Annotated in this window: 18 protein-coding genes; 11 read left to right on the top strand and 7 right to left on the bottom strand. The window is 57.6% G+C overall.

Going from position 1 to position 18306, the window contains the following annotated elements; all coding sequences use genetic code 11:
* Positions 1-42: 42 nt before the first annotated feature.
* Positions 43-1257, bottom strand: a complete 1215-nt coding sequence (locus ABJI08_RS01715) for an FAD-dependent monooxygenase (RefSeq protein ID WP_348400099.1) — start codon at positions 1255-1257, stop codon at positions 43-45.
* An 84-nt stretch (positions 1258-1341) separates the two neighbouring features.
* Between ABJI08_RS01715 and ABJI08_RS01710 the strand changes: the two genes are divergently transcribed.
* From ABJI08_RS01710 to ABJI08_RS01695, 4 genes are all read left to right on the top strand, one after another.
* Positions 1342-2670 carry an amidase family protein gene (locus ABJI08_RS01710; RefSeq protein WP_348400098.1) on the top strand — a complete coding sequence of 443 codons (1329 nt, stop codon included), beginning with the start codon at positions 1342-1344 and terminating at the stop codon, positions 2668-2670.
* A gap of 259 nt (positions 2671-2929) precedes the next feature.
* Positions 2930-4111: an aminotransferase class I/II-fold pyridoxal phosphate-dependent enzyme gene (locus ABJI08_RS01705; protein ID WP_348400097.1), complete on the top strand. Its 1182-nt coding sequence runs from the start codon at positions 2930-2932 to the stop codon at positions 4109-4111.
* 18 nt (positions 4112-4129) lie between these two features.
* The gene (locus tag ABJI08_RS01700) at positions 4130-7012 is read left to right on the top strand and encodes a DNA translocase FtsK 4TM domain-containing protein (RefSeq protein WP_348400096.1); all 2883 of its coding nucleotides are present in this window, start codon (positions 4130-4132) and stop codon (positions 7010-7012) included.
* A 74-nt stretch (positions 7013-7086) separates the two neighbouring features.
* Entirely contained in the window at positions 7087-7680 is a 594-nt protein-coding gene (locus tag ABJI08_RS01695; RefSeq protein WP_348400191.1) for an outer membrane lipoprotein carrier protein LolA, read from the top strand.
* A gap of 36 nt (positions 7681-7716) precedes the next feature.
* Here the strand turns inward: ABJI08_RS01695 and ABJI08_RS01690 are convergent, their stop codons facing one another.
* Together ABJI08_RS01690 and ABJI08_RS01685 are read right to left on the bottom strand one after the other, a co-directional pair.
* Complete coding sequence (locus ABJI08_RS01690) at positions 7717-8304, bottom strand: transglycosylase SLT domain-containing protein (protein WP_348400095.1); 588 nt, start codon at positions 8302-8304, stop codon at positions 7717-7719.
* A gap of 74 nt (positions 8305-8378) precedes the next feature.
* Complete coding sequence (locus tag ABJI08_RS01685) at positions 8379-9260, bottom strand: AEC family transporter (RefSeq protein ID WP_348400094.1); 882 nt, start codon at positions 9258-9260, stop codon at positions 8379-8381.
* An 83-nt stretch (positions 9261-9343) separates the two neighbouring features.
* On the opposite strand from ABJI08_RS01685, the gene hspQ reads away from it, so the two are divergent.
* A complete protein-coding gene (hspQ, locus tag ABJI08_RS01680) occupies positions 9344-9670 on the top strand; it encodes a heat shock protein HspQ (protein WP_348400093.1) in 327 nt (108 codons plus the stop codon).
* Positions 9671-9704: 34 nt separating this feature from the next.
* Here hspQ and ABJI08_RS01675 read toward each other — a convergent pair whose 3' ends face one another.
* The 3 genes from ABJI08_RS01675 to ABJI08_RS01665 form a co-directional block, all read right to left on the bottom strand.
* Positions 9705-11282, bottom strand: coding sequence for a gamma-glutamyltransferase family protein (locus ABJI08_RS01675; protein WP_348400092.1), 1578 nt, complete (start codon positions 11280-11282; stop codon positions 9705-9707).
* Between the two features lie 61 nt (positions 11283-11343).
* On the bottom strand, positions 11344-11772 hold the full coding sequence (locus tag ABJI08_RS01670) for an ATP-binding protein (RefSeq protein WP_348400091.1): 429 nt from the start codon (positions 11770-11772) through the stop codon (positions 11344-11346).
* 38 nt (positions 11773-11810) lie between these two features.
* A complete protein-coding gene (locus tag ABJI08_RS01665; protein ID WP_348400090.1) occupies positions 11811-12140 on the bottom strand; it encodes an STAS domain-containing protein in 330 nt (109 codons plus the stop codon).
* Positions 12141-12310: 170 nt separating this feature from the next.
* Between ABJI08_RS01665 and ABJI08_RS01660 the strand changes: the two genes are divergently transcribed.
* Both ABJI08_RS01660 and ABJI08_RS01655 read left to right on the top strand, forming a co-directional pair.
* Positions 12311-13483, top strand: coding sequence for an acetyl-CoA C-acyltransferase (locus tag ABJI08_RS01660; RefSeq protein ID WP_348400089.1), 1173 nt, complete (start codon positions 12311-12313; stop codon positions 13481-13483).
* A gap of 62 nt (positions 13484-13545) precedes the next feature.
* Positions 13546-14001: a GAF domain-containing protein gene (locus ABJI08_RS01655; protein ID WP_348400088.1), complete on the top strand. Its 456-nt coding sequence runs from the start codon at positions 13546-13548 to the stop codon at positions 13999-14001.
* 33 nt (positions 14002-14034) lie between these two features.
* Here the strand turns inward: ABJI08_RS01655 and ABJI08_RS01650 are convergent, their stop codons facing one another.
* A complete protein-coding gene (locus ABJI08_RS01650; protein WP_348400087.1) occupies positions 14035-14220 on the bottom strand; it encodes a hypothetical protein in 186 nt (61 codons plus the stop codon).
* A 27-nt stretch (positions 14221-14247) separates the two neighbouring features.
* On the opposite strand from ABJI08_RS01650, the gene ABJI08_RS01645 reads away from it, so the two are divergent.
* Genes ABJI08_RS01645 through ABJI08_RS01630 form a run of 4 tightly spaced genes read left to right on the top strand, consistent with a single transcriptional unit; the run spans position 14248 to position 18290 of the window.
* The gene (locus ABJI08_RS01645; protein ID WP_348400190.1) at positions 14248-14817 is read left to right on the top strand and encodes an XRE family transcriptional regulator; all 570 of its coding nucleotides are present in this window, start codon (positions 14248-14250) and stop codon (positions 14815-14817) included.
* 11 nt (positions 14818-14828) lie between these two features.
* A complete protein-coding gene (locus ABJI08_RS01640) occupies positions 14829-15200 on the top strand; it encodes a GFA family protein (RefSeq protein ID WP_348400086.1) in 372 nt (123 codons plus the stop codon).
* A gap of 5 nt (positions 15201-15205) precedes the next feature.
* The gene (locus ABJI08_RS01635; protein ID WP_348400085.1) at positions 15206-15829 is read left to right on the top strand and encodes a LysE family translocator; all 624 of its coding nucleotides are present in this window, start codon (positions 15206-15208) and stop codon (positions 15827-15829) included.
* Positions 15830-15839: 10 nt separating this feature from the next.
* Complete coding sequence (locus ABJI08_RS01630; RefSeq protein WP_348400084.1) at positions 15840-18290, top strand: FAD-dependent oxidoreductase; 2451 nt, start codon at positions 15840-15842, stop codon at positions 18288-18290.
* Positions 18291-18306: the final 16 nt, after the last annotated feature.

Genomic DNA, 18306 nt, shown 5'->3' with positions numbered 1-18306 from the left:
TCGGCCCCTTCCAACCAGGTCATGACGCAGCATCGGACCGGATCACCGCATCAGATTGGGCAATTCTCCAGTCAGGCCTGCAGCCTCGCGCATGAAAGTCCGGCGCAAACCGGGCATGGCATTGATCACCCCCATGCCGATATCACGACCGGCGCGCAGGATGGGATTGTCATTCGAAAACAACTTGTTGCTGAGATCGGTGGCCATCACCAATGTCGCCGTGTCAAAGCGACGCCATTCCTGATACCGCTCAAGCACAAGGATCGACGCGATGTCTTCGCCGCGCTGGCGTGCTTCGGTCAGAACCTGAGCAAGGGCGGCAACATCGCGCAGACCCGCATTGAGGCCCTGACCTGCAATCGGATGCATGCCATGCGCAGCGTCGCCAACCAGTGCAACATGATCCGCAATGAAATTGTTCGCAACGCTCAGCGAGAGCGGATAGGTGAACCGGTTCCCGACCAGAGTGATGTCACCCAGAAAATCCCCAAAGCGGGGGCGCAGGATTTCCATATAATTGTCATCGGACAAAGCCTGGATATTGGCGGCGTTTTCGTCGGTTTCGGACCAGACGATTGACGACATGTTTCCGGGCAGCGGCAAAATGGCCAGTGGTCCGGGTGGCATAAAGAACTGATGGGCGATGCCGTGATGAGGTTTTTCATGGGCAATGGCGCAGACCAGTGCGGTTTGCCCATACCCCCATCCAGTGCGGCGAATGTCAGCCCGCTGGGCCACGCCGCTGCCACGTCCGTCACATCCGACCAGCAATCGCGCCCGGTGTGTCGCACCGGTCGAAAGGGTCACGGTCACTCCAGCCGGGTCAACCTGTTGATCCGTTACGCTGGTTTCGGACAACAGCGTAATTCGCTTTTCGGCTTTGAGTGCGGACAAAAAGGCACCATAGAGGTAGCGGTCTTCGAGCATGTAGCCCATTGGACCTTCTTCGATTTCGGTGTGGTCGAAATGCAGAAAGAAAGGCGACGGCCCCTGACCCGCGCGCCCGTCAGAGACTTTGATCTCCAGCAAAGGTTGCGCGTTTGCGGCGACATCTTGCCAGACGCCAATTGCTTTGAGCAGACGTTGCGAGGCCAGCGCCAGCGCATAGCCGCGCCCGTCAAAGTTATTTCCGGCGCGATCCGGGGCCGGACGGGCATCCACAACGGTTACGTCAAAGCCCGATTGGGCCAGAGCTAGAGCCAGCGCGGGGCCGTTCAGCCCGCCGCCGGCGATCAGAATGTCACTGTCATACGTCATGTGGCCAATATGGGTGCTGCTTCGGGATTGTCCATGTGCATCTGCGTCGCTACCGTTTGTTTCAGGGAAAAGCGAGGGACTGCAATGTTTGAGTGGCTGGAAAAAAGCGCCGCGGATCTGGGACGCGGGATTGCGGAGGGATCAATTGATCCGGTCGCGTTGACGCAGGCATTTTTGGGCGCCATCGACAGCCATGATCACCGGGACCGCATCTTTACACAGATTACGCGTGACCGGGCGCTGGCCGAGGCGGAAGCCGCGGCAGAGCGTGCACGGGCTGGCATGCGATTGTCTTTGCTGGACGGGGTGCCGATCAGTTGGAAAGACCTGTTTGACAGCGCGGGGGTCGAAACTGAGGCTGGGTCTGCACTTTTGCAGGGGCGCATTCCGGGGCAAGACGCAGAAGTGTTGCGCAATGCCACGGCGTTGGGGCTGGTGTGTCTGGGCAAGACCCATATGTCTGAACTGGCGTTTTCCGGTCTGGGGTTGAACCCTGTAACAGCCACGCCACCATGTATCAACGATCCTCAGGCGGTGCCGGGGGGATCATCGTCAGGCGCGGCGGCCTCTGTGGCATTTGGGCTGGCGGCGATCGGGATCGGTTCAGACACCGGAGGGTCGGTGCGCATTCCATCGGCCTGGAATGATCTGGTTGGGCTAAAAACAACGTCTGGTCGCATATCCAATACAGGCGTTGTTCCGTTGTGCCGGAGTTTTGACACCGTCGGCCCTTTGTGCCGCACGGTTGAAGATGCGGCGCTGATGCTGGCCATTCTGGAAGGCGGGCGTGCCCCCGATTTGCGCAATGCGGATCTGAAAGGAGCCCGGTTTGCGGTGCTGGAGACTGTTGCGCTGGATGAGATGCGGGAAGCGCCGATGGCCGGGTTTGAAAACGCGGTCAGTAAAATACGTCTTGCTGGCGCAGAAATCCGCGTGATCAAGGCGCCAGAGGTGGCGCGCGCAATGGAGCTGACCGGGGTTCTTTATACATCAGAGGCCTATGGCGAGTGGCGTGAAGAAATTGAAGAGGCGCCGCACCTGATGTTCGACCAGATATTGGAGCGGTTTCGCGCCGGATTGAGCTTTGCCGGGCCGGATTATGTGGCGGGGTGGAACCGGTTGAATGAATTTCGACAACGCTGGTCAGCCAGAGTGGCGGGGTTTGATGCTGTTTTGATGCCTACATCCCCGATCCTGCCGCCCAATGCGGAACGGCTGATGACGGATCAGGACTATTATGTGAATGAAAACCTGTTGGCGTTGCGCAACACGCGGATTGGCAACCTGATGGGCAGCTGCGGAGTGAGTTTGCCAACGGGAATTCCAAGTTGTGGGCTGATGATGCTGGGGTTACCGATGCAGGAAGAACGGTTGCTAAGACTGGCGGCTGCGGCAGAGGTTGCGCTGAGTTAACAGCTGGGCCTTCCGGGTCTTAATTTTGTTTTTATTGAGTATTTTTGGCAAAATGAAATCTGCGGACCCTCTTTAGACGGCTGGTGTGTCGGGGGCGACCCGAGGTATTTATCAGGTGTTGAGGCCAGCGCGCAGTCAAGGGGTGGCGCGCAAGCCACAAGGCGCGGGAATCCCGGCATTTTTCTGGACGAAGCGCGCGCCATTGGGTAACTTGGATGCAAACGGGGCGAAACGATCCCGTAATTGAGGCAGTTGAATAATGTTGTTCCCCGAGCGGTTCTCGAACCTTCCGGCCTATGCGTTTCCGCGTTTGCGAGCGTTATTGGATCACCTGGAACCAGGTGGACCTGTGGTGCATATGACCATAGGGGAGCCAAAGCATGTGTTTCCGGATTGGGTAACGGATGTCATTCAGGAACATTCCGCAGGCTTTAACCGCTATCCGCCCAATGATGGTACGCCCGAATTGCAGCAGGCGGCAGCGGATTGGATTTCGCGTCGGTATGGTGTGAATGTAGACGCTGCCACGCAGGTTATGGTGCTGAACGGGACGCGCGAGGGGCTGTATAATGCGGCCATGGCGTTGTGTCCCGAGGTCAAGGCAGGTGGCCAGCCTGTAGTTTTGGTGCCAAATCCATTTTATCAGGTCTACGCCGTGGCTGCGATTGCTGTGGGCGCTGAGCCTGTGTTTGTGCCAGCCACATCTGAGAACGGGTTCTTGCCCGATTACGCAGCGCTGCCGCAGGATGTGCTGGATCGCACGGCAATTGCCTATCTCTGTTCGCCGGCCAATCCGCAGGGCGCCGTGGCGAGCCGTGAATACTGGGAAAACCTGATTACGCTGGCGGAACGGCATGATTTTCGGATTTTCGCGGATGAGTGTTACTGCGAGATATATCGCGGTGCAGCACCGGTGGGCGCGATGCAGGTGGCGCAAGAAATGGGTGCCGATCCTGATCGGGTGGTGATTTTCCATTCCCTGTCGAAACGGTCAAACCTGCCCGGATTGCGCTCTGGTTTTGTGGCGACTGGCCCCGAAAACATGCGTCGAATGAAACAGCTGCGGGCCTATTCCGGCACGCCGGTGCCGTTGCCGTTGCAGCGCGCTTCGGAAAAAGTGTGGGCTGACGAGGCGCATGTCGAAGAAAACCGCCGCCTGTATGCAGCCAAGTTTGATTTGGCCGACGAAATTTTTCAGGGCGTTCCCGGTTACGCCAGCCCTGAGGCCGGGTTTTTCTTATGGCTGCCGGTAGAAGATGGCGAAAAGGCCGCAATAAAAGCTTGGACAGAAACCGGCGTGCGGGTGTTGCCCGGCGCTTATCTGAGCCGTGACGTAAATGGGGACAACCCCGGTAACAAGTATATCAGGGTCGCGCTTGTGGCCCCAAAAACCGAAGTGGCAGACGCGTTGAAAAAATTGCGCAACTGTCTGTTCGGATAAGAACGACGAGGGATCGAGATGGCATATCAGGCACGAGGGCGCGACCCGCTGTTGGACAGCAACATGCAGGCGGCAATCGAAAAACGGGGCAAGGAGCTGATCGGGGTGGTTCTGATCATCCTGTCGCTGATGGCTGCGGCTATGATTGCGTCTTACAATCCCAATGACCCGAGCTGGATTTCGGTCACGGATGCGCCGGTGCAAAACTGGATGGGCCGGTTCGGAGCAGCGATAGCCGCACCTTTGTTCATGATTATCGGTTGGGGCAGCTGGGGGCTTGCTGTTGTGCTGGGCGCCTGGGGTGTTCGGTTTGCCATGCATTGGGGCGAAGAGCGGGCCGTGAACCGTGTCATTTTGTCCCCGATTATGCTGGCTTTGGCGGCGGTCTATGCATCAACGCTGTCACCGGGCGAGGCCTGGACCCACAGTTTCGGGCTGGGCGGGTTGTTTGGCGACACCGTTATGGGGGCGTTGCTGACGATTTTGCCGGTTGAGGCGACCACAGGTGTCAAGCTGATGTCGTTGATCACTGGTCTGGCCTTTGTGGGAATGGCTTTGTTCGTGCTGGGGTTCACGCGTGATGAGATGCGCCAACTGTTGCGACTTGCGTTGATTGGCACGGTGTTGGTCTATGCATGGATCATGGCGCTGGTCGGGCGCAGCGCAACCGGGGCAGTGCACGCTGCCAAAACCGCGCAGACGCGCCGTCAGGAACGTAAAGCTGAAGCGCAGTCCCGGATAGAAGAAGCGGCTGAAACCGGATGGCAAGAGGCCGTGATCGAAGCGGAACCGCAACCTTATGTCGAAGAAGTTGCGCCCAAGCCACGGCTGCGCATGCCGTCGCTGATCAAACGCGCGGCACCAGAGCCGGACCCGATGCCGGAACCCGAACTGGTTGAAAACATTTTTGTGGCAGATATCGAAGGTGCGCCCGGTGAAGATCGGATCAAAGCCAAGATTGCTGATGTGGTGCGCAGCCGCGCGCGCCGCGGTGATGCGATTGCACCGCCTGAGCTGGACCCGGACAAGCCGTTGACCAAGGGGCGGGGTCGCGGGCCTGATCCATTGGTTCTGGATACACAGCCCGAGCCGATGCACATGGATTTGCCAATGGAGCCGCCGTTGACCGCTGGTGTGCCCTTGCGCGCCGAACCGCCGCTGACCTCAGATTTTGCGCCGATGGTGGAAGACACGGCACAGGACTGGTCAGAAGACGTGGACCCGTTGCCGTTGCAAACGCCGGTCGCCGCGACGCCTGTTCAGCAACAGATTCCAGTCGCTGAGCCGAAGAAAGTCGTGAAACCGCGCATGAAGAAAGCGGTGCAACCATCAACCCGGGCCAAAGCCGAAGCTCAGCCTTCGCTGGTGTTTGAAGAATCGCGCGTTGCCTTTGAATTGCCGCCGCTCAGCCTGTTGTCAAATCCGGTCGACATTAAACGCCATCACCTGAGCGATGATGCGCTGGAAGAAAACGCCCGAATGCTGGAAACGGTGTTGGATGATTATGGCGTCAAGGGAGAGATCGTTTCGGTGCGCCCCGGACCGGTTGTGACCATGTACGAACTGGAACCGGCGCCGGGTTTGAAGGCCAGCCGGGTGATTGGTTTGGCAGATGACATTGCACGCAGCATGTCAGCGCTGTCGGCGCGGGTATCCACCGTGCCCGGACGCAGCGTGATCGGCATCGAACTGCCCAATGAAAACCGCGAAATGGTAGGGTTCCGTGAAATCCTGTCGAGCCGAGATTACGGCGATGGCAACCAGAAACTGCCGCTGGCGCTGGGCAAGGATATTGGCGGCGACCCGATTGTTGCCAACCTGGCCAAGATGCCGCATTTGCTGATTGCCGGGACAACCGGGTCGGGTAAATCGGTGGCGATCAACACCATGATCCTGTCGTTGCTTTATAAGCTGACACCGGAAGATTGCCGGTTGATCATGATCGACCCAAAGATGCTGGAACTGAGCGTCTATGACGGCATTCCCCACCTGTTGAGCCCGGTTGTGACCGACCCCAAAAAGGCGGTTGTGGCTTTGAAATGGGTCGTGGGCGAAATGGAAGAGCGCTATCGCAAGATGTCCAAGATGGGCGTGCGAAACATTGACGGTTATAACAGCCGCGTTGCCGACGCCCTGGGCAAAGGCGAGATGTTCAGCCGCACGGTACAGACCGGGTTTGACGATGATACCGGTGAGCCGATTTTCGAGACCGAGGAAATCCAACCCGTCAAGATGCCTTATATCGTGGTGATCGTAGACGAGATGGCCGACCTGATGATGGTGGCAGGCAAAGAAATCGAAGCCTGTATCCAGCGGCTTGCACAAATGGCACGGGCGTCGGGTATCCACCTGATCATGGCCACACAGCGTCCCTCGGTGGATGTGATCACCGGGACAATCAAAGCCAACTTCCCCACGCGTATTTCGTTTCAGGTCACGTCCAAAATCGACAGTCGCACCATTCTGGGTGAAATGGGCGCGGAGCAGCTTTTGGGCATGGGTGACATGCTCTATATGGCGGGTGGCGCCAAGATCACTCGGTGCCACGGACCCTTTGTCAGCGACGAAGAAGTTGAAGAAATCGTCAACCACCTTAAGAGCTTTGGCGCGCCTGAATATGTCGGCGGCGTGGTAGATGGCCCGGCCAATGAAAAGGCCGATGACATCGACGCAGTTCTGGGGTTGAACACCGGTGGCAACACCAATGGCGAAGATGCGCTCTATGACTCGGCGGTTGCGATTGTCGTCAAAGACCGCAAATGTTCGACGTCCTATATTCAGCGCAAACTGGCGATTGGCTATAACAAGGCCGCCCGGCTGGTCGAGCAGATGGAAGACGAAGGACTGGTCAGCGCGGCCAACCATGTGGGCAAGCGAGAAATTCTGGTGCCTGAGCAATAATCTGCGCGCACGACTTTGTTAAAACCGCCGGGGCTGCAATCCCGGCGGTTTGTGCATAGGTAGAGTATATGATGATGAAACGAGTATTTTTGGTTCCGGCGCTTGTACTGGCAACCGCGATTCCTGCGATGGCCGACAAGCTGTCGTTGAACGAGATTTCCGCCTATCTGAATGACATGTCGATGGTTCAGTCGGACTTTACCCAGATTTCCGAAGATGGGTCTGTTCAAACAGGCAAGCTGTACATCAAACGACCCGGCAAGATGCGTTTTGAATACAACCCGCCCGAAAAGGCAGTTGTTCTGGCCAGCAACAATACTGTCGCGATCTTTGATGGGCGTTCAAACCTGCCGCCGGAAACATACCCGCTCAGACGCACACCTTTGTCGATCATACTGGCCAGAAACGTCAATCTGGGGCGGGCCAACATGGTGGTTGGGCATGAATATGACGGCACGGCGACGGTGGTGACGGCCCAGGATCCCGAACATCCCGAACACGGTTATATTCAGCTTAAATTCACCGGCGACCCGGTTGAACTGCGCCAATGGGTGATCAACAACGGATCAGGCAGCCAGACAACGATTGTCCTGGGGGCAACGGACAAAGACGTCACACTAAAGAATTCGTTTTTCAGTATTGAACGCATGGCAGGCCGCGACAACTGAGCGGCCTTAACTCTTGTGTCGTCGTCCTGCGCAGAGCTACCAAACCCGTGCGCATTTTCTGAGTTGTTCTGCGTACCGGCGTGACCGCGAGTCGACGTCATCGGCCACTCGCACCAGCCATGATTTGTTTTTGTACGTACCGCGGCTATAGCCGGTGTGGCCTTCGTGGTAGGCAAGGTACTGACCACGTGCGTTTGACAGGGAAATGCCGTTCTTTTCCTTGGTCTTGTTCATGTACCAGCCCATGAAATCAGTGGCATCCTTGATGTCATTGCGGCGCGCGCTGGGATTGCTGGTTTCTTTGCGGTATTGATCCCACGTTGCGTCCAGCGCTTGCGCATAGCCATAGGCGCTGCTTTGACGTCCCATGGGCAGAACGCCGAGAACGTATTTGTTCGGGGTGCGCGCATTTGAGATGAATTTGCTCTCTTGATAGAGCACAGCCATCTGCACATTCACCGGAACACCCCAGCGACGCTGTGTTGTTTTGAAAGCCCGTTTGAAATGCGATTTTTCCTGTAGAATCGCACAGGCGTTTTCCATGTTGCGCGGCGGAGATTTGTCGCCGCCACCACAGGAGGCCACGAACATCAAAATCACCAGGGCGCGAAAGAGTCTGCTCATCGGCCTCTCGCTTTGTCTTGTTTTTTTCGAAGGTTACCGGAAAACCGGCGGCAGGGGAAATCACATTCTTGCGGTCAGAGCAGAAGTCCCAGCAGAAGCGGCAATCCGAACACTGACGTCAGGGTTGATACAACGACATAACCGGCGACGGCTTCGCTGTTGGCGTCGAATTTTTCGGCCAGAAGATAGGCCGTGACTGCGACCGGCGTGGAAAGCTGAAGCACGAGAACACCAAAGCTGATGCCGGTTAGTCCGAATGCTGTGGCGATGCCCCAGGCAATGGCCGCACATACAACGAGCTTGGCAATCGAAAGCCAGACCGCGGTTACAACGCGCCCCGGAGCCAGGCGGGCCACAGCCACGCCCAGGGTTATCAGCATCAGCGGAATGGCCATCTGTCCAATCAGGTCGAGCGTGTTGGTGAGAAATACGGGTGTCTGCCAGCCCTGCCAGAAAAACAAGGCGCCCAGAGCTGTTGCCCAGACCATCGGTTCCTGGAACATGCGCAGAAATGAGCCACGCCCGGCAACAAGCCAGAGCCCTAGTGTGAACGAAAGCACAGATGTCAGAGCCAGCACAACAACAGCGTATTCCAGCCCCACCTGCCCATAGGCAAACAAGGCAAGCGGCAGGCCCAGGTTTCCGGTGTTGCCAAAGATGAACGGCGCCAGATATGTGCGCAGGTCCAGCCCGGCGGCCGCCATGATAGCCCAGCCAACACAGGCGATAACGCCATATCCCGCCAATCCAGCAAGCGAAAAGGCAGCCAGAGATTGAGGGTCAGCGGTGGATTGCATCAATGACGTGAACACCAGACAGGGCACAGCCAGCGTCATGGCAAGGCGCGTGACAAACTGAATTCTGTATTCAAATCCCAGCTTGACCCACGCAAATCCTAGCCCGGCCAGCAGGAAAACCGGAGAGACAATCTCCAGCACTGTTAAGATTATGTTCACAGACTGTTTCCCGCCGAAATGTGGCAAAAATTGGACAAAGACCCCTTGAAGGGTCTACCTTTGAAGGGTAGGGGCTGCAAGCAATGTTAAGAACGCGCGCAAAATATCATCTCGGTCAGGTCGTCAGACACCGCAAGCACCCGTTTCGTGGTGTTGTGTTTGATGTGGACCCAGAGTTTTCCAATACCGAAGAATGGTATGACGCTATTCCCGAAGACAGCCGTCCGATCAAAGATCAGCCCTTTTATCATCTGCTGGCCGAAAATGATCAGAGCTACTATGTTGCTTATGTTTCCGAACAAAACCTGATCGCTGATTATTCCGGTGAACCGGTTGGACATCCTGATCTGGATGAAATGTTCGGCCCGTTTGAAGACGGCACGTACCCGCTACATTTCCACCTGAACTAGAGTTCTTAGCTGGCTGATAACTGGCCAGATACCGTCAATATCCAATCGCGCAGCCATCTTTGCGCGGGTCAGACGCGCCCTCCAGCACGCCATTTTTATGAATGCGAATTGCCTGAGCGCCACCAATAGGTCCCTCGGGGATGGCAACGCTGTGGCCCATATCCGCCAGCACCTGTCGCACATCATCGCCATACCCACGTTCGACGTTCAGCATGCCGTTTTCGACAAAGCTGCGCGGCGTATCGATGGCACTTTGCGGCTCCATGCCATAATCGACCATGTTTGACAGCACGTGCGCATGCCCCGCTGATTGATATTGCCCGCCCATGACGCCAAATGGCATTTCGACCCGGCCATCGCGGCGCAGCATACCGGGAATGATTGTGTGCATCGGGCGTTTGCCCCCGTTGAGTTCATTAGGGTGACCTTGTTCCAGGGTGAAACCAGAACCGCGATTGTGAAACAGAATGCCGAATTTTTCAGACGCAATGCCCGAGCCAAACCCATGAAAAATTGAGTAAATTAAGGAAACTGACATCCGGTCACGGTCGACAACTGTGATATAAACGGTGTCTTTGTGTGTCGCTGCGCTAAGTGCGGCTGGCGCGGTCATGGCGCGGCGCGGGTCGATCAATGCGGCCAGCCTGGTGGCGGTTTCAGGTGCCAGCATATGGTCAAGCCGCGTTGTATGGTCCGGGTCTGCAATAAACCGGTTGCGCGCATCATAGGCCAGCTTGGCGGCTTCGGCCTGAATATGCACCCGCTCTGCGCCAAATGGGTCAAACGCCGTCATGTCAAAATGGCTGAGGATATTGAGCAGCAGGAGTGCGGTTGCGCCTTGACCGTTTGGCGGGTGTTCGACCAGTTCAAAGTCTTTGTAAGTGCCCGCAACAGGTGTGGTTTGTTGTCCGTGCGCTTCGGCAAAATCCTGAGCGCTGTGCACGCCTCCTAAGCTGTGAAGCGTTGCCAGCATGTCTTCCGCGATTTCGCCGGTATAAAAGGCGTCGCGCCCATCGCGCGCCACACGGCGCAAAACCTCGGCCTGGCCGGGCGCGCGGAACATGCCGTGAACCGGTATGGCCGCGTTATCGCGCAGATAAAAACGGCGGGCCGCACCCTGCAAAACGTTCTGCCGAAGCGCCCAGTCAAACGCGACGCGGGGCGCCACGGGCACACCTTCTTCGGCATAGTGAATGGCGGGTGCAAGGCAGGCATCCAGCCCGATAGTGCCAAACCGTTCTGACAAATTGCAGAACATATCCACTGCACCGGGAACGGTAACTGCATCCGCAGTGTAAAGCGGGACGGTTGTCTCACCTTTATCGCGCAACGCGGCTGCGTTCGCCCCGGCTGGGGCGCGGCCCGATCCATTAAATGCCAAAACGTCATCCGTCCCGGCGGGAGATACCAAAGCAAAGCAATCGCCGCCGATCCCGGTTGATTGAGGTTCGCAAATGCCCAGCAGTACCGCACCGGCGATTGCGGCATCCATGGCCGTACCGCCCCGTTTCAGGATATCGATCGCAGCCTGCGCGGCGATCGGGTGGGATGTGGCGCACATACCGTTTGTGGTCATGACAGCCGAACGTCCCGGCTGTTGAAAATCTCTCATGTGTCGCTCCCTCGTCCGCTGCGCGAGGTTAAGCACGGTTCAGCGGCTTGCCAATACCAGTTCACCCCACGATTTGAAAAGAGAGCGAATTCCAGCCTTTGCTGCGCTGGTATTGGATGTTGCGCGCCAGCATGCGCACCATCGACCAGCCAAATCCGCCCTCTGGGAGGTCTTCCAGGGCAAGGTCAACCTCTGGCGCAATCCCGGATGGCAGGTTGTGATCCGGCATCGGCATGCCGTTGTCCCGGACAAGGACGCTCCAACACTGTTCAGAGTGGTCACAAGTTAACGCAATGCGGCCGTCTTTGCGACCGGTCAGGGCATGCTCAACTACATTGTTAAGAACTTCGCCCAAAACAATTTCCAATATGCCCGCGTTGACAGCCTCCTTTTGGCCGTCAGCCAGCCGATTGCGCAGTGTCAGCAATGCTCGGCGCACTTCCTTTGGTGTGCCTTCAAGTTCAATGTGAATTGGGGAAATGGAGTTCATCGCGATGTGACGCGCCTTTGTTTTGCGGTTTTGGCGAGTTAGGAAGCGAGCGCGTCCTCAAGCGTTTGGTGAATCTGAAAAACAGTGTCCATTCGTGTCAAACGAAACACTTTGTCAACGTTTTCGTTAAGGCATGACAGATCAAGCCGATGGCTGGCGCCTAGCTGCTTCATGGCGGCGACAATTGCGCCTAACCCACTGGAATCAATGAAATCAACCCTCGAAAGGTTCAGCACAACGCGGCCGCTGGCCGTTTCTGTTTCTTCGCGCATCCGATCTTTAAACTGGATCGCGACCGAGGCGTCTATGCGCGACTCATTGACTGTGACGACCAGTGTGTCGCCCTCAACCGTGCTGGACAAATCCATGCCTGCAGCTCCTTTGTTTCAAACTGAACCAAAGCATAGGTGCAATTCCTTACCAATCGGTGTCTGGGTTCCGGATTTTGTGCCTCGGCTAAGACTTGCAGATTGTAATATCCCTGCAATGATTGGCGTGCACACAACAGGTGACATGCAAGAATTCCAAGGAGTTGATCGTGAAAAACGTGGTGATTGCAGGGGCGGCGCGTACGCCAATGGGGGGCTTTCAGGGCGTCTTTGACGGGGTTGCAGCTGCTGAACTGGGCGGAGCGGCGATCAGGGCTGCGCTGAAAAACGCCGGGGCGGATACCGTGGACGAGGTGCTGATGGGGTGTGTTTTGCCTGCCGGGCAAGGGCAGGCGCCGGCACGTCAGGCCGGTTTCAAGGCCGGGCTGGGTGAAGACGTGCCAGCCACGACGCTGAACAAGATGTGCGGATCAGGCATGAAGGCTGCGATGATGGCGCATGATGCCATTGCGCTAGGCGACCGGGACGTGATGATTGCGGGCGGCATGGAGAGCATGACCGAGGCGCCTTATGTGTTGCCCAAGATGCGGTCTGGTGCGCGAATCGGGCATCAACAGGTTGTGGACCACATTTTTTTGGATGGGCTTGAGGACGCTTATGACAAAGGCCGCTTGATGGGCACCTTTGCCGAAGACTGTGCCGAGGCGTTTCAGTTCACGCGTGAGGCGCAGGATATCTATGCGCTTAAGTCGCTTTCAAATGCGCTGGATGCCCAGAAAAACAAGGCGTTTGAGGGCGAAATTGCGCCGGTGACGTTGCAAACCCGCAAGGGGCCGGTTGAGATTGGTGAAGACGAACAACCGGGCAATGCGCGGCCCGAAAAGATCCCTCAGCTGAAACCCGCATTTCGCAAAGATGGTACCGTCACAGCGGCAAATTCTTCGTCGATTTCGGATGGTGCGGCGGCGTTGGTGGTGGCGTCCGAAGATGCCGCTAAAACCCTTGGGTTAAAGGCTCGGGCACGCATTGTCGGGCATGCCAGCCACGCCCAGGCTCCGGGGTTGTTCACCACAGCGCCGGTGCCGGCGACGCAAAAGCTGTTGGCCAAGATCGGCTGGCAAAAAGACGATGTGGACCTGTGGGAAGTGAACGAAGCCTTTGCGGTGGTGCCGATGGCGTTCATGCATGAGATGGGGCTGGAGCGGGACGTTGTGAACGTCAATGGGGGGGCCTGTGCGTTGGGGCATCCGATTGGTGCGTCGGGTGCGCGGATTATCGTTACCTTGTTGAATGCATTGGAAAAACGCGGCCTTAAGAAGGGAGTTGCGGCGATTTGCATTGGCGGGGGTGAAGGCACAGCCATCGCGATTGAGCGGGTCTAAACCCAACGTGAATTAATTTCCACGGAGGGCACGCAGCCCCCCATTTACTATACAGGCGTCCTATGATCGTTGACTTTGACACACTGGCCAAAACCGTTGCTGCGCTGACCGAAGGGGAAAGCGATCCGATTGCTTTGATGGCGACAATTGCCTGCGAAGTGCATCACAGCGATGATCGGTTTGATTGGACCGGTTTTTACCGTGTGGTGTCACCTAACCTATTGAAAATTGGGCCTTATCAGGGTGGTCACGGGTGTCTGGTGATCCCGTTTGAAAAAGGTGTTTGCGGAGCGGCGGCACGTACGGGCATTGTGCAGTTGGTGCCGGATGTTGAGGCGTTTTCAGATCATATCGCCTGTTCCTCTTCGACGCGTTCTGAGCTGGTTTTGCCGGTTTGGGACGGGCAGGGCGAGCTGATCGGGGTGTTTGACATCGACAGCGATCAGCCGGATGCGTTCACCGAGGCGGATGCAACGGCTTTGGCGGCGATTTTGAAGCGGGCGTTTGATCAGGTCTGAACGCGCCGCGCGAATCAGCCGAAGACTCCATAGTTAACAGGCATTTTCGGGATCGGCAGAACGTCGGTTGCGCGTCGGTATTGCGTCGGTATCGTTTCTTAAGTCATCCCCTTTAATGTGGCGTGCGCTGTTGCGCGGCAGCGCTGCAACGCGGCGTGAAAAAATTCTTGAAAATTTCACGAAACCGGCGCACCGTGAAATTTGAGCTGATATTTTCATGAGCTGAGTCGGAGTGGACCTGTGACATTGCATCAATTGCCAGACGATCTGGGCACGCTGGGGGCGGACATTCGCGCCTTGCGCAAAACGCGTGGGCTGACGCTGAGCGATATGGCGGATCAACTGGGTCGGTCAGTGGGCTGGCTTAGTCAGGTTGAAAGGGACATGTCCGAGCCGTCGATCTCTGATCTGCGCCAGATCGGCAAAGTTCTGGGCGTGCCGATGTCGCTGTTGTTCGGGCATTCGCGCGCGCCTGCAGACGAGCAGGGATATGTCGTGCGCTCCGGTGCGCGGCGTCCGATGGGGTCGGGCGAAGAAGGGTTGGTCGAGGAGCTGCTGTCGCCGGACCTGACAGATGATTTCGAGATGGTGCATTCCACATTCCAGCCCCGGTCTGCGATGCAGGTGCCCGCGTGCCGCCCTACCCAAGAGGTGGGCTACATCATCTCGGGGCAGCTGGACCTGAAAATTGGCGACCGGTTTTTCACGGTGGGCGCAGGGGACAGTTTCCGGTTTCGCGGCGAGCTGTACCACTGGGCCAACCCGTATGACACGCCTGCGGTTGCGATCTGGGTGATCGCGCCGCCGGTCTATTGAGGAGCGTGAAGATGCTGAACGGCAGCTGTCTATGCGGCGACATTTCCTTTGCCACCGAGGCCACGCCGCGTGGCACATCGATGTGCCATTGCGGTCAGTGTCGCAAGCAATCGGGTGGCATCTGGTCATCGGCCTTTGTGCCGGAAGCCGATTTGAATATTAGCGGGCCGGTCAGTTGGTTTGCCTCCAGCGATGTCGCCAGGCGCGGTTTTTGCGCGCGCTGCGGGTCTTATCTGTTCTGGAAAGCAAATGACGAAGACACGATCAGTTTTGCGCTGGGGGCGATTGACGGGCCGACGGGGCTGACGTTGGAAAAGCACATCTTTGTGGCGGACAAAGGTGACTATTACGCGCTGCGTGATGACGTGGCGCAAAAGGAATAGGCGCGATGATCGAGACATTTCTCAATATGGATCCGGTCACAATCGCGACTTTCCTGATGGCGGGAATTGTGCTGAACCTGACGCCTGGTGCGGATGTTGTGTTTGCCACCGCCAGCGGAATTTCGGGTGGCTGGCGGTTTGGTGTGGCGGCGGCCTTTGGCATTGCGCTGGGGGCGGTTGTGCACATCACCCTGGCGGCAGTGGGCATATCGGCGGCGCTCATGGCGCTGCCTTGGGCCTATGATGCGATCCGGTATCTGGGCGCGGCCTATCTGTTGTATCTGGCGGTCAAATCGTGGCGTGCGCCCCCCGAGACGGGCAACACACAGGGTGCCAAAGGGGCGCGCCAGGCGATCAGGCGCGGGTTTCTGACCAATCTGATGAATCCGAAGGTGGCATTGTTTGTGCTGGCGTTTCTACCGCAGTTCACAGCACTTGAGGCCGGTCCCGTCTGGCATCAAATCCTGATTTTGGGTGGGCTGTTCACCGTCACCGTATTTTTCATCACCGCCGCCTATGGCGCGGCGGCTGGTATTGCGGGCACAGCGCTGCGGGGCGCAAGTGGCCTGATGAACAAGATTTCTGCAATTGTTTTTGGTGGTCTGGCCGCCAAGCTGGTTATGGACTGAGGAGACGAAGATGTCCGATTTTCCAAAACAGGCCCGTGTGGTCATTATTGGCGGTGGCGTTATCGGCACCTCTACCTTGTATCATCTTGGTAAAAGGGGCTGGAGCGATTGCGTTCTGCTGGAAAAGAACGAGCTGACCGCCGGGTCCACATGGCACGCGGCGGGCAATGTGCCGACATTTTCGACCAGTTGGGGGATCATGAACATCCAGCGCTATTCAACCGAGCTTTATGCGCGGCTGGGCGAAGAGGTGGATTATCCGATGAGTTATCACCAGTCCGGGTCGATCCGGCTGGCCCACACCAAAGAGCGGGTGCAGGAATTTCAGCGTGCCATGTCGATGGGGCGTTATCAGGGTATCGAGATGGAGATGTGGAGCCCCGAGGAGGCCAGGGCGCGGTATCCGTTCCTGGAGACGCATGACCTTGAGGGGGTGTTGTACGACCCTTCTGATGGTGACATCGATCCGGCGCAGTTGACGCAAGCGCTGGCCAAGGGCGCGCGCGACATGGGCGGGCGCATTCTGCGGTTCACGCCCGCGACCGGTGTCACGCAGCAAGCGGATGACAGCTGGGTTGTGCACACGGAAAAGGGCGATATTGCCTGTGATTATGTGGTGAATGCCGCCGGGTATTATGCGCAGCGCGTGGGCGAATGGTTCAAGCGCTATGGCGGGCGCAGCGTGCCGATGATGGTGATGAGCCATCAGTATTTGTTGACCGAGGAAATCCCCGAGATCGAAGCGTGGACCAAAGACAATGGCGGGGCCAAGCTGCCGCTGCTGCGGGATGTGGATATTTCCTATTACCTGCGGCAGGAGAAGCACGGATATAACCTTGGTCCTTATGAGCCCAACTGTAAGGGCCATTGGATGACCGAGGACGACCAGATGCCGGAAGATTTCAGCTTTCAGCTGTGGTCGGACGATCTGGACCGGATTGAGGATATTGTGACCGACGCCATGGAACGGGTTCCGTTGATGGCGACGTCGGGCATCAGTCGGGTGATCAACGGGCCGATCCCCTATGCACCCGACGGGTTGCCGTTGATCGGGCCAATGCCGGGTGTGAAAAACGCGTTTGAGAATTGTGTCTTTACCTTTGGCATCGCGCAGGGCGGCGGGGCTGGCAAGGTGCTGGCGGAATGGATCGTGGATGGTGCGCCCGAGTGGGATATGTGGGCGGTCGATCCGCGTCGATATACCGATTACACCGATCAGGATTACTGCAATCAAAAGGGTATGGAGGTTTATGGCAACGAATACGCCATGCATTTCCCGCATCACGAATGGCCTGCCGCGCGCGACAAAAAGCTGTCGCCCGTGCATGACAAAGTGATCGCACTGGGCGGTGTGATGGGGGCGTATAATGGCTGGGAGCGGGCCAATTGGTTTGCGCAACCCGGCGATGACACGTCGCTGGAGGCCACGCATACATGGGGGCGGTTTGGCCCGTGGGAGCAACGCGTGCGCGAAGAGTGCGAGGCGGTGCGGGATGGCTGCGGCGTGCTGGATTTGCCGGGCTTTTCCCGGTTCATGGTGCAGGGTGAAGGCGCGGCGGAGGCGTTACGTGGGCTGGTCACAGGGGGATTGCCAAAAGTTGGACGCATCAACCTTGTCTATATTGCCGATGACCGGGGGCGCATTCTGACGGAAATGTCCTGTATGCGGTTGGGAGAAGATCAGTTTGTGATGATCACCGCGGCCACGGCGCAATGGCATGACCGCGATATCCTGACAGGTGCGATGCCCGCCGGTGTGACTGTTGAGGACGTGACCACCACACGAGACACGCTGATTGTGACCGGACCCAAGGCACGTGATTTGCTCGCCGGGCTGACCGACGCGGACCTGACCACCGGCTGGCTGACGCATCAGGCCGCGACGGTGGCAGGGCAGGCGGCGTATCTGATCCGGGTGTCTTTTGCCGGTGAGCTTGGCTGGGAGGTGCATGCTGTCAACGAGAACATGCCCGCCATCTATGACGCCATTCTGAACGCAGGGGCCAGGCCGTTTGGCATGTATGCGCTGGACAGTCTGCGGTTGGAAAAAGGCTACCGGACGTGGAAGGGTGATCTCTCGACCGATTATTCGCTGTTGGAGGGCGGGCTGGAGCGGTTTGTCAAGCTGGACAAGCCACAGGATTTCCCGGGCAAGGCAGCCATTCAGGCCGAGAAACAGCAAGGTGTGCAAAAGTGCTTTGTCACGTTGCTGGTGGATGCTGGCGACGCGGATGCGCCCTATATGTCGTGCATATGGAGCGGGGATGAGATTGTCGGGGAAACCACGTCGGGCGGTTGGGGGCATCGTGTGAATGCGTCGATTGCGCTGGGCATGGTGCGGGCCGAGTTAAGCGCGCCAGGCACAGAGTTGCAGGTTGAAATTTACGGCGAAAAACGCTGCGCTGTGGTACAGGAAGATCAACCGCTGTGGGATCCTGAAAACGAGCGCTTGCGGGCGTGAGTATCCAAGCGGCCCC

It is taken from the genome of Shimia sp., assembly GCF_039969785.1.
Classification (GTDB): domain Bacteria; phylum Pseudomonadota; class Alphaproteobacteria; order Rhodobacterales; family Rhodobacteraceae; genus Shimia.
The sequence above is the reverse complement of the archived record's forward strand: the minus strand, read 5'-3'. Positions and strand labels throughout refer to the sequence as shown.

Coding starts and splice junctions, on each gene's coding strand:
- ABJI08_RS01655 (WP_348400088.1), top strand. CDS start 13,546: ATGATCGTTGACTTTGACACACTGGCCAAAACCGTTGCTGCGCTGACC.
- hspQ (WP_348400093.1), top strand. CDS start 9,344: ATGTTAAGAACGCGCGCAAAATATCATCTCGGTCAGGTCGTCAGACAC.
- ABJI08_RS01675 (WP_348400092.1), bottom strand. CDS start 11,282: ATGAGAGATTTTCAACAGCCGGGACGTTCGGCTGTCATGACCACAAAC.
- ABJI08_RS01635 (WP_348400085.1), top strand. CDS start 15,206: ATGATCGAGACATTTCTCAATATGGATCCGGTCACAATCGCGACTTTC.
- ABJI08_RS01665 (WP_348400090.1), bottom strand. CDS start 12,140: ATGGATTTGTCCAGCACGGTTGAGGGCGACACACTGGTCGTCACAGTC.
- ABJI08_RS01630 (WP_348400084.1), top strand. CDS start 15,840: ATGTCCGATTTTCCAAAACAGGCCCGTGTGGTCATTATTGGCGGTGGC.
- ABJI08_RS01670 (WP_348400091.1), bottom strand. CDS start 11,772: ATGAACTCCATTTCCCCAATTCACATTGAACTTGAAGGCACACCAAAG.
- ABJI08_RS01715 (WP_348400099.1), bottom strand. CDS start 1,257: ATGACGTATGACAGTGACATTCTGATCGCCGGCGGCGGGCTGAACGGC.
- ABJI08_RS01705 (WP_348400097.1), top strand. CDS start 2,930: ATGTTGTTCCCCGAGCGGTTCTCGAACCTTCCGGCCTATGCGTTTCCG.
- ABJI08_RS01640 (WP_348400086.1), top strand. CDS start 14,829: ATGCTGAACGGCAGCTGTCTATGCGGCGACATTTCCTTTGCCACCGAG.
- ABJI08_RS01710 (WP_348400098.1), top strand. CDS start 1,342: ATGTTTGAGTGGCTGGAAAAAAGCGCCGCGGATCTGGGACGCGGGATT.
- ABJI08_RS01650 (WP_348400087.1), bottom strand. CDS start 14,220: ATGAAAATATCAGCTCAAATTTCACGGTGCGCCGGTTTCGTGAAATTT.
- ABJI08_RS01695 (WP_348400191.1), top strand. CDS start 7,087: ATGAAACGAGTATTTTTGGTTCCGGCGCTTGTACTGGCAACCGCGATT.
- ABJI08_RS01690 (WP_348400095.1), bottom strand. CDS start 8,304: ATGAGCAGACTCTTTCGCGCCCTGGTGATTTTGATGTTCGTGGCCTCC.
- ABJI08_RS01700 (WP_348400096.1), top strand. CDS start 4,130: ATGGCATATCAGGCACGAGGGCGCGACCCGCTGTTGGACAGCAACATG.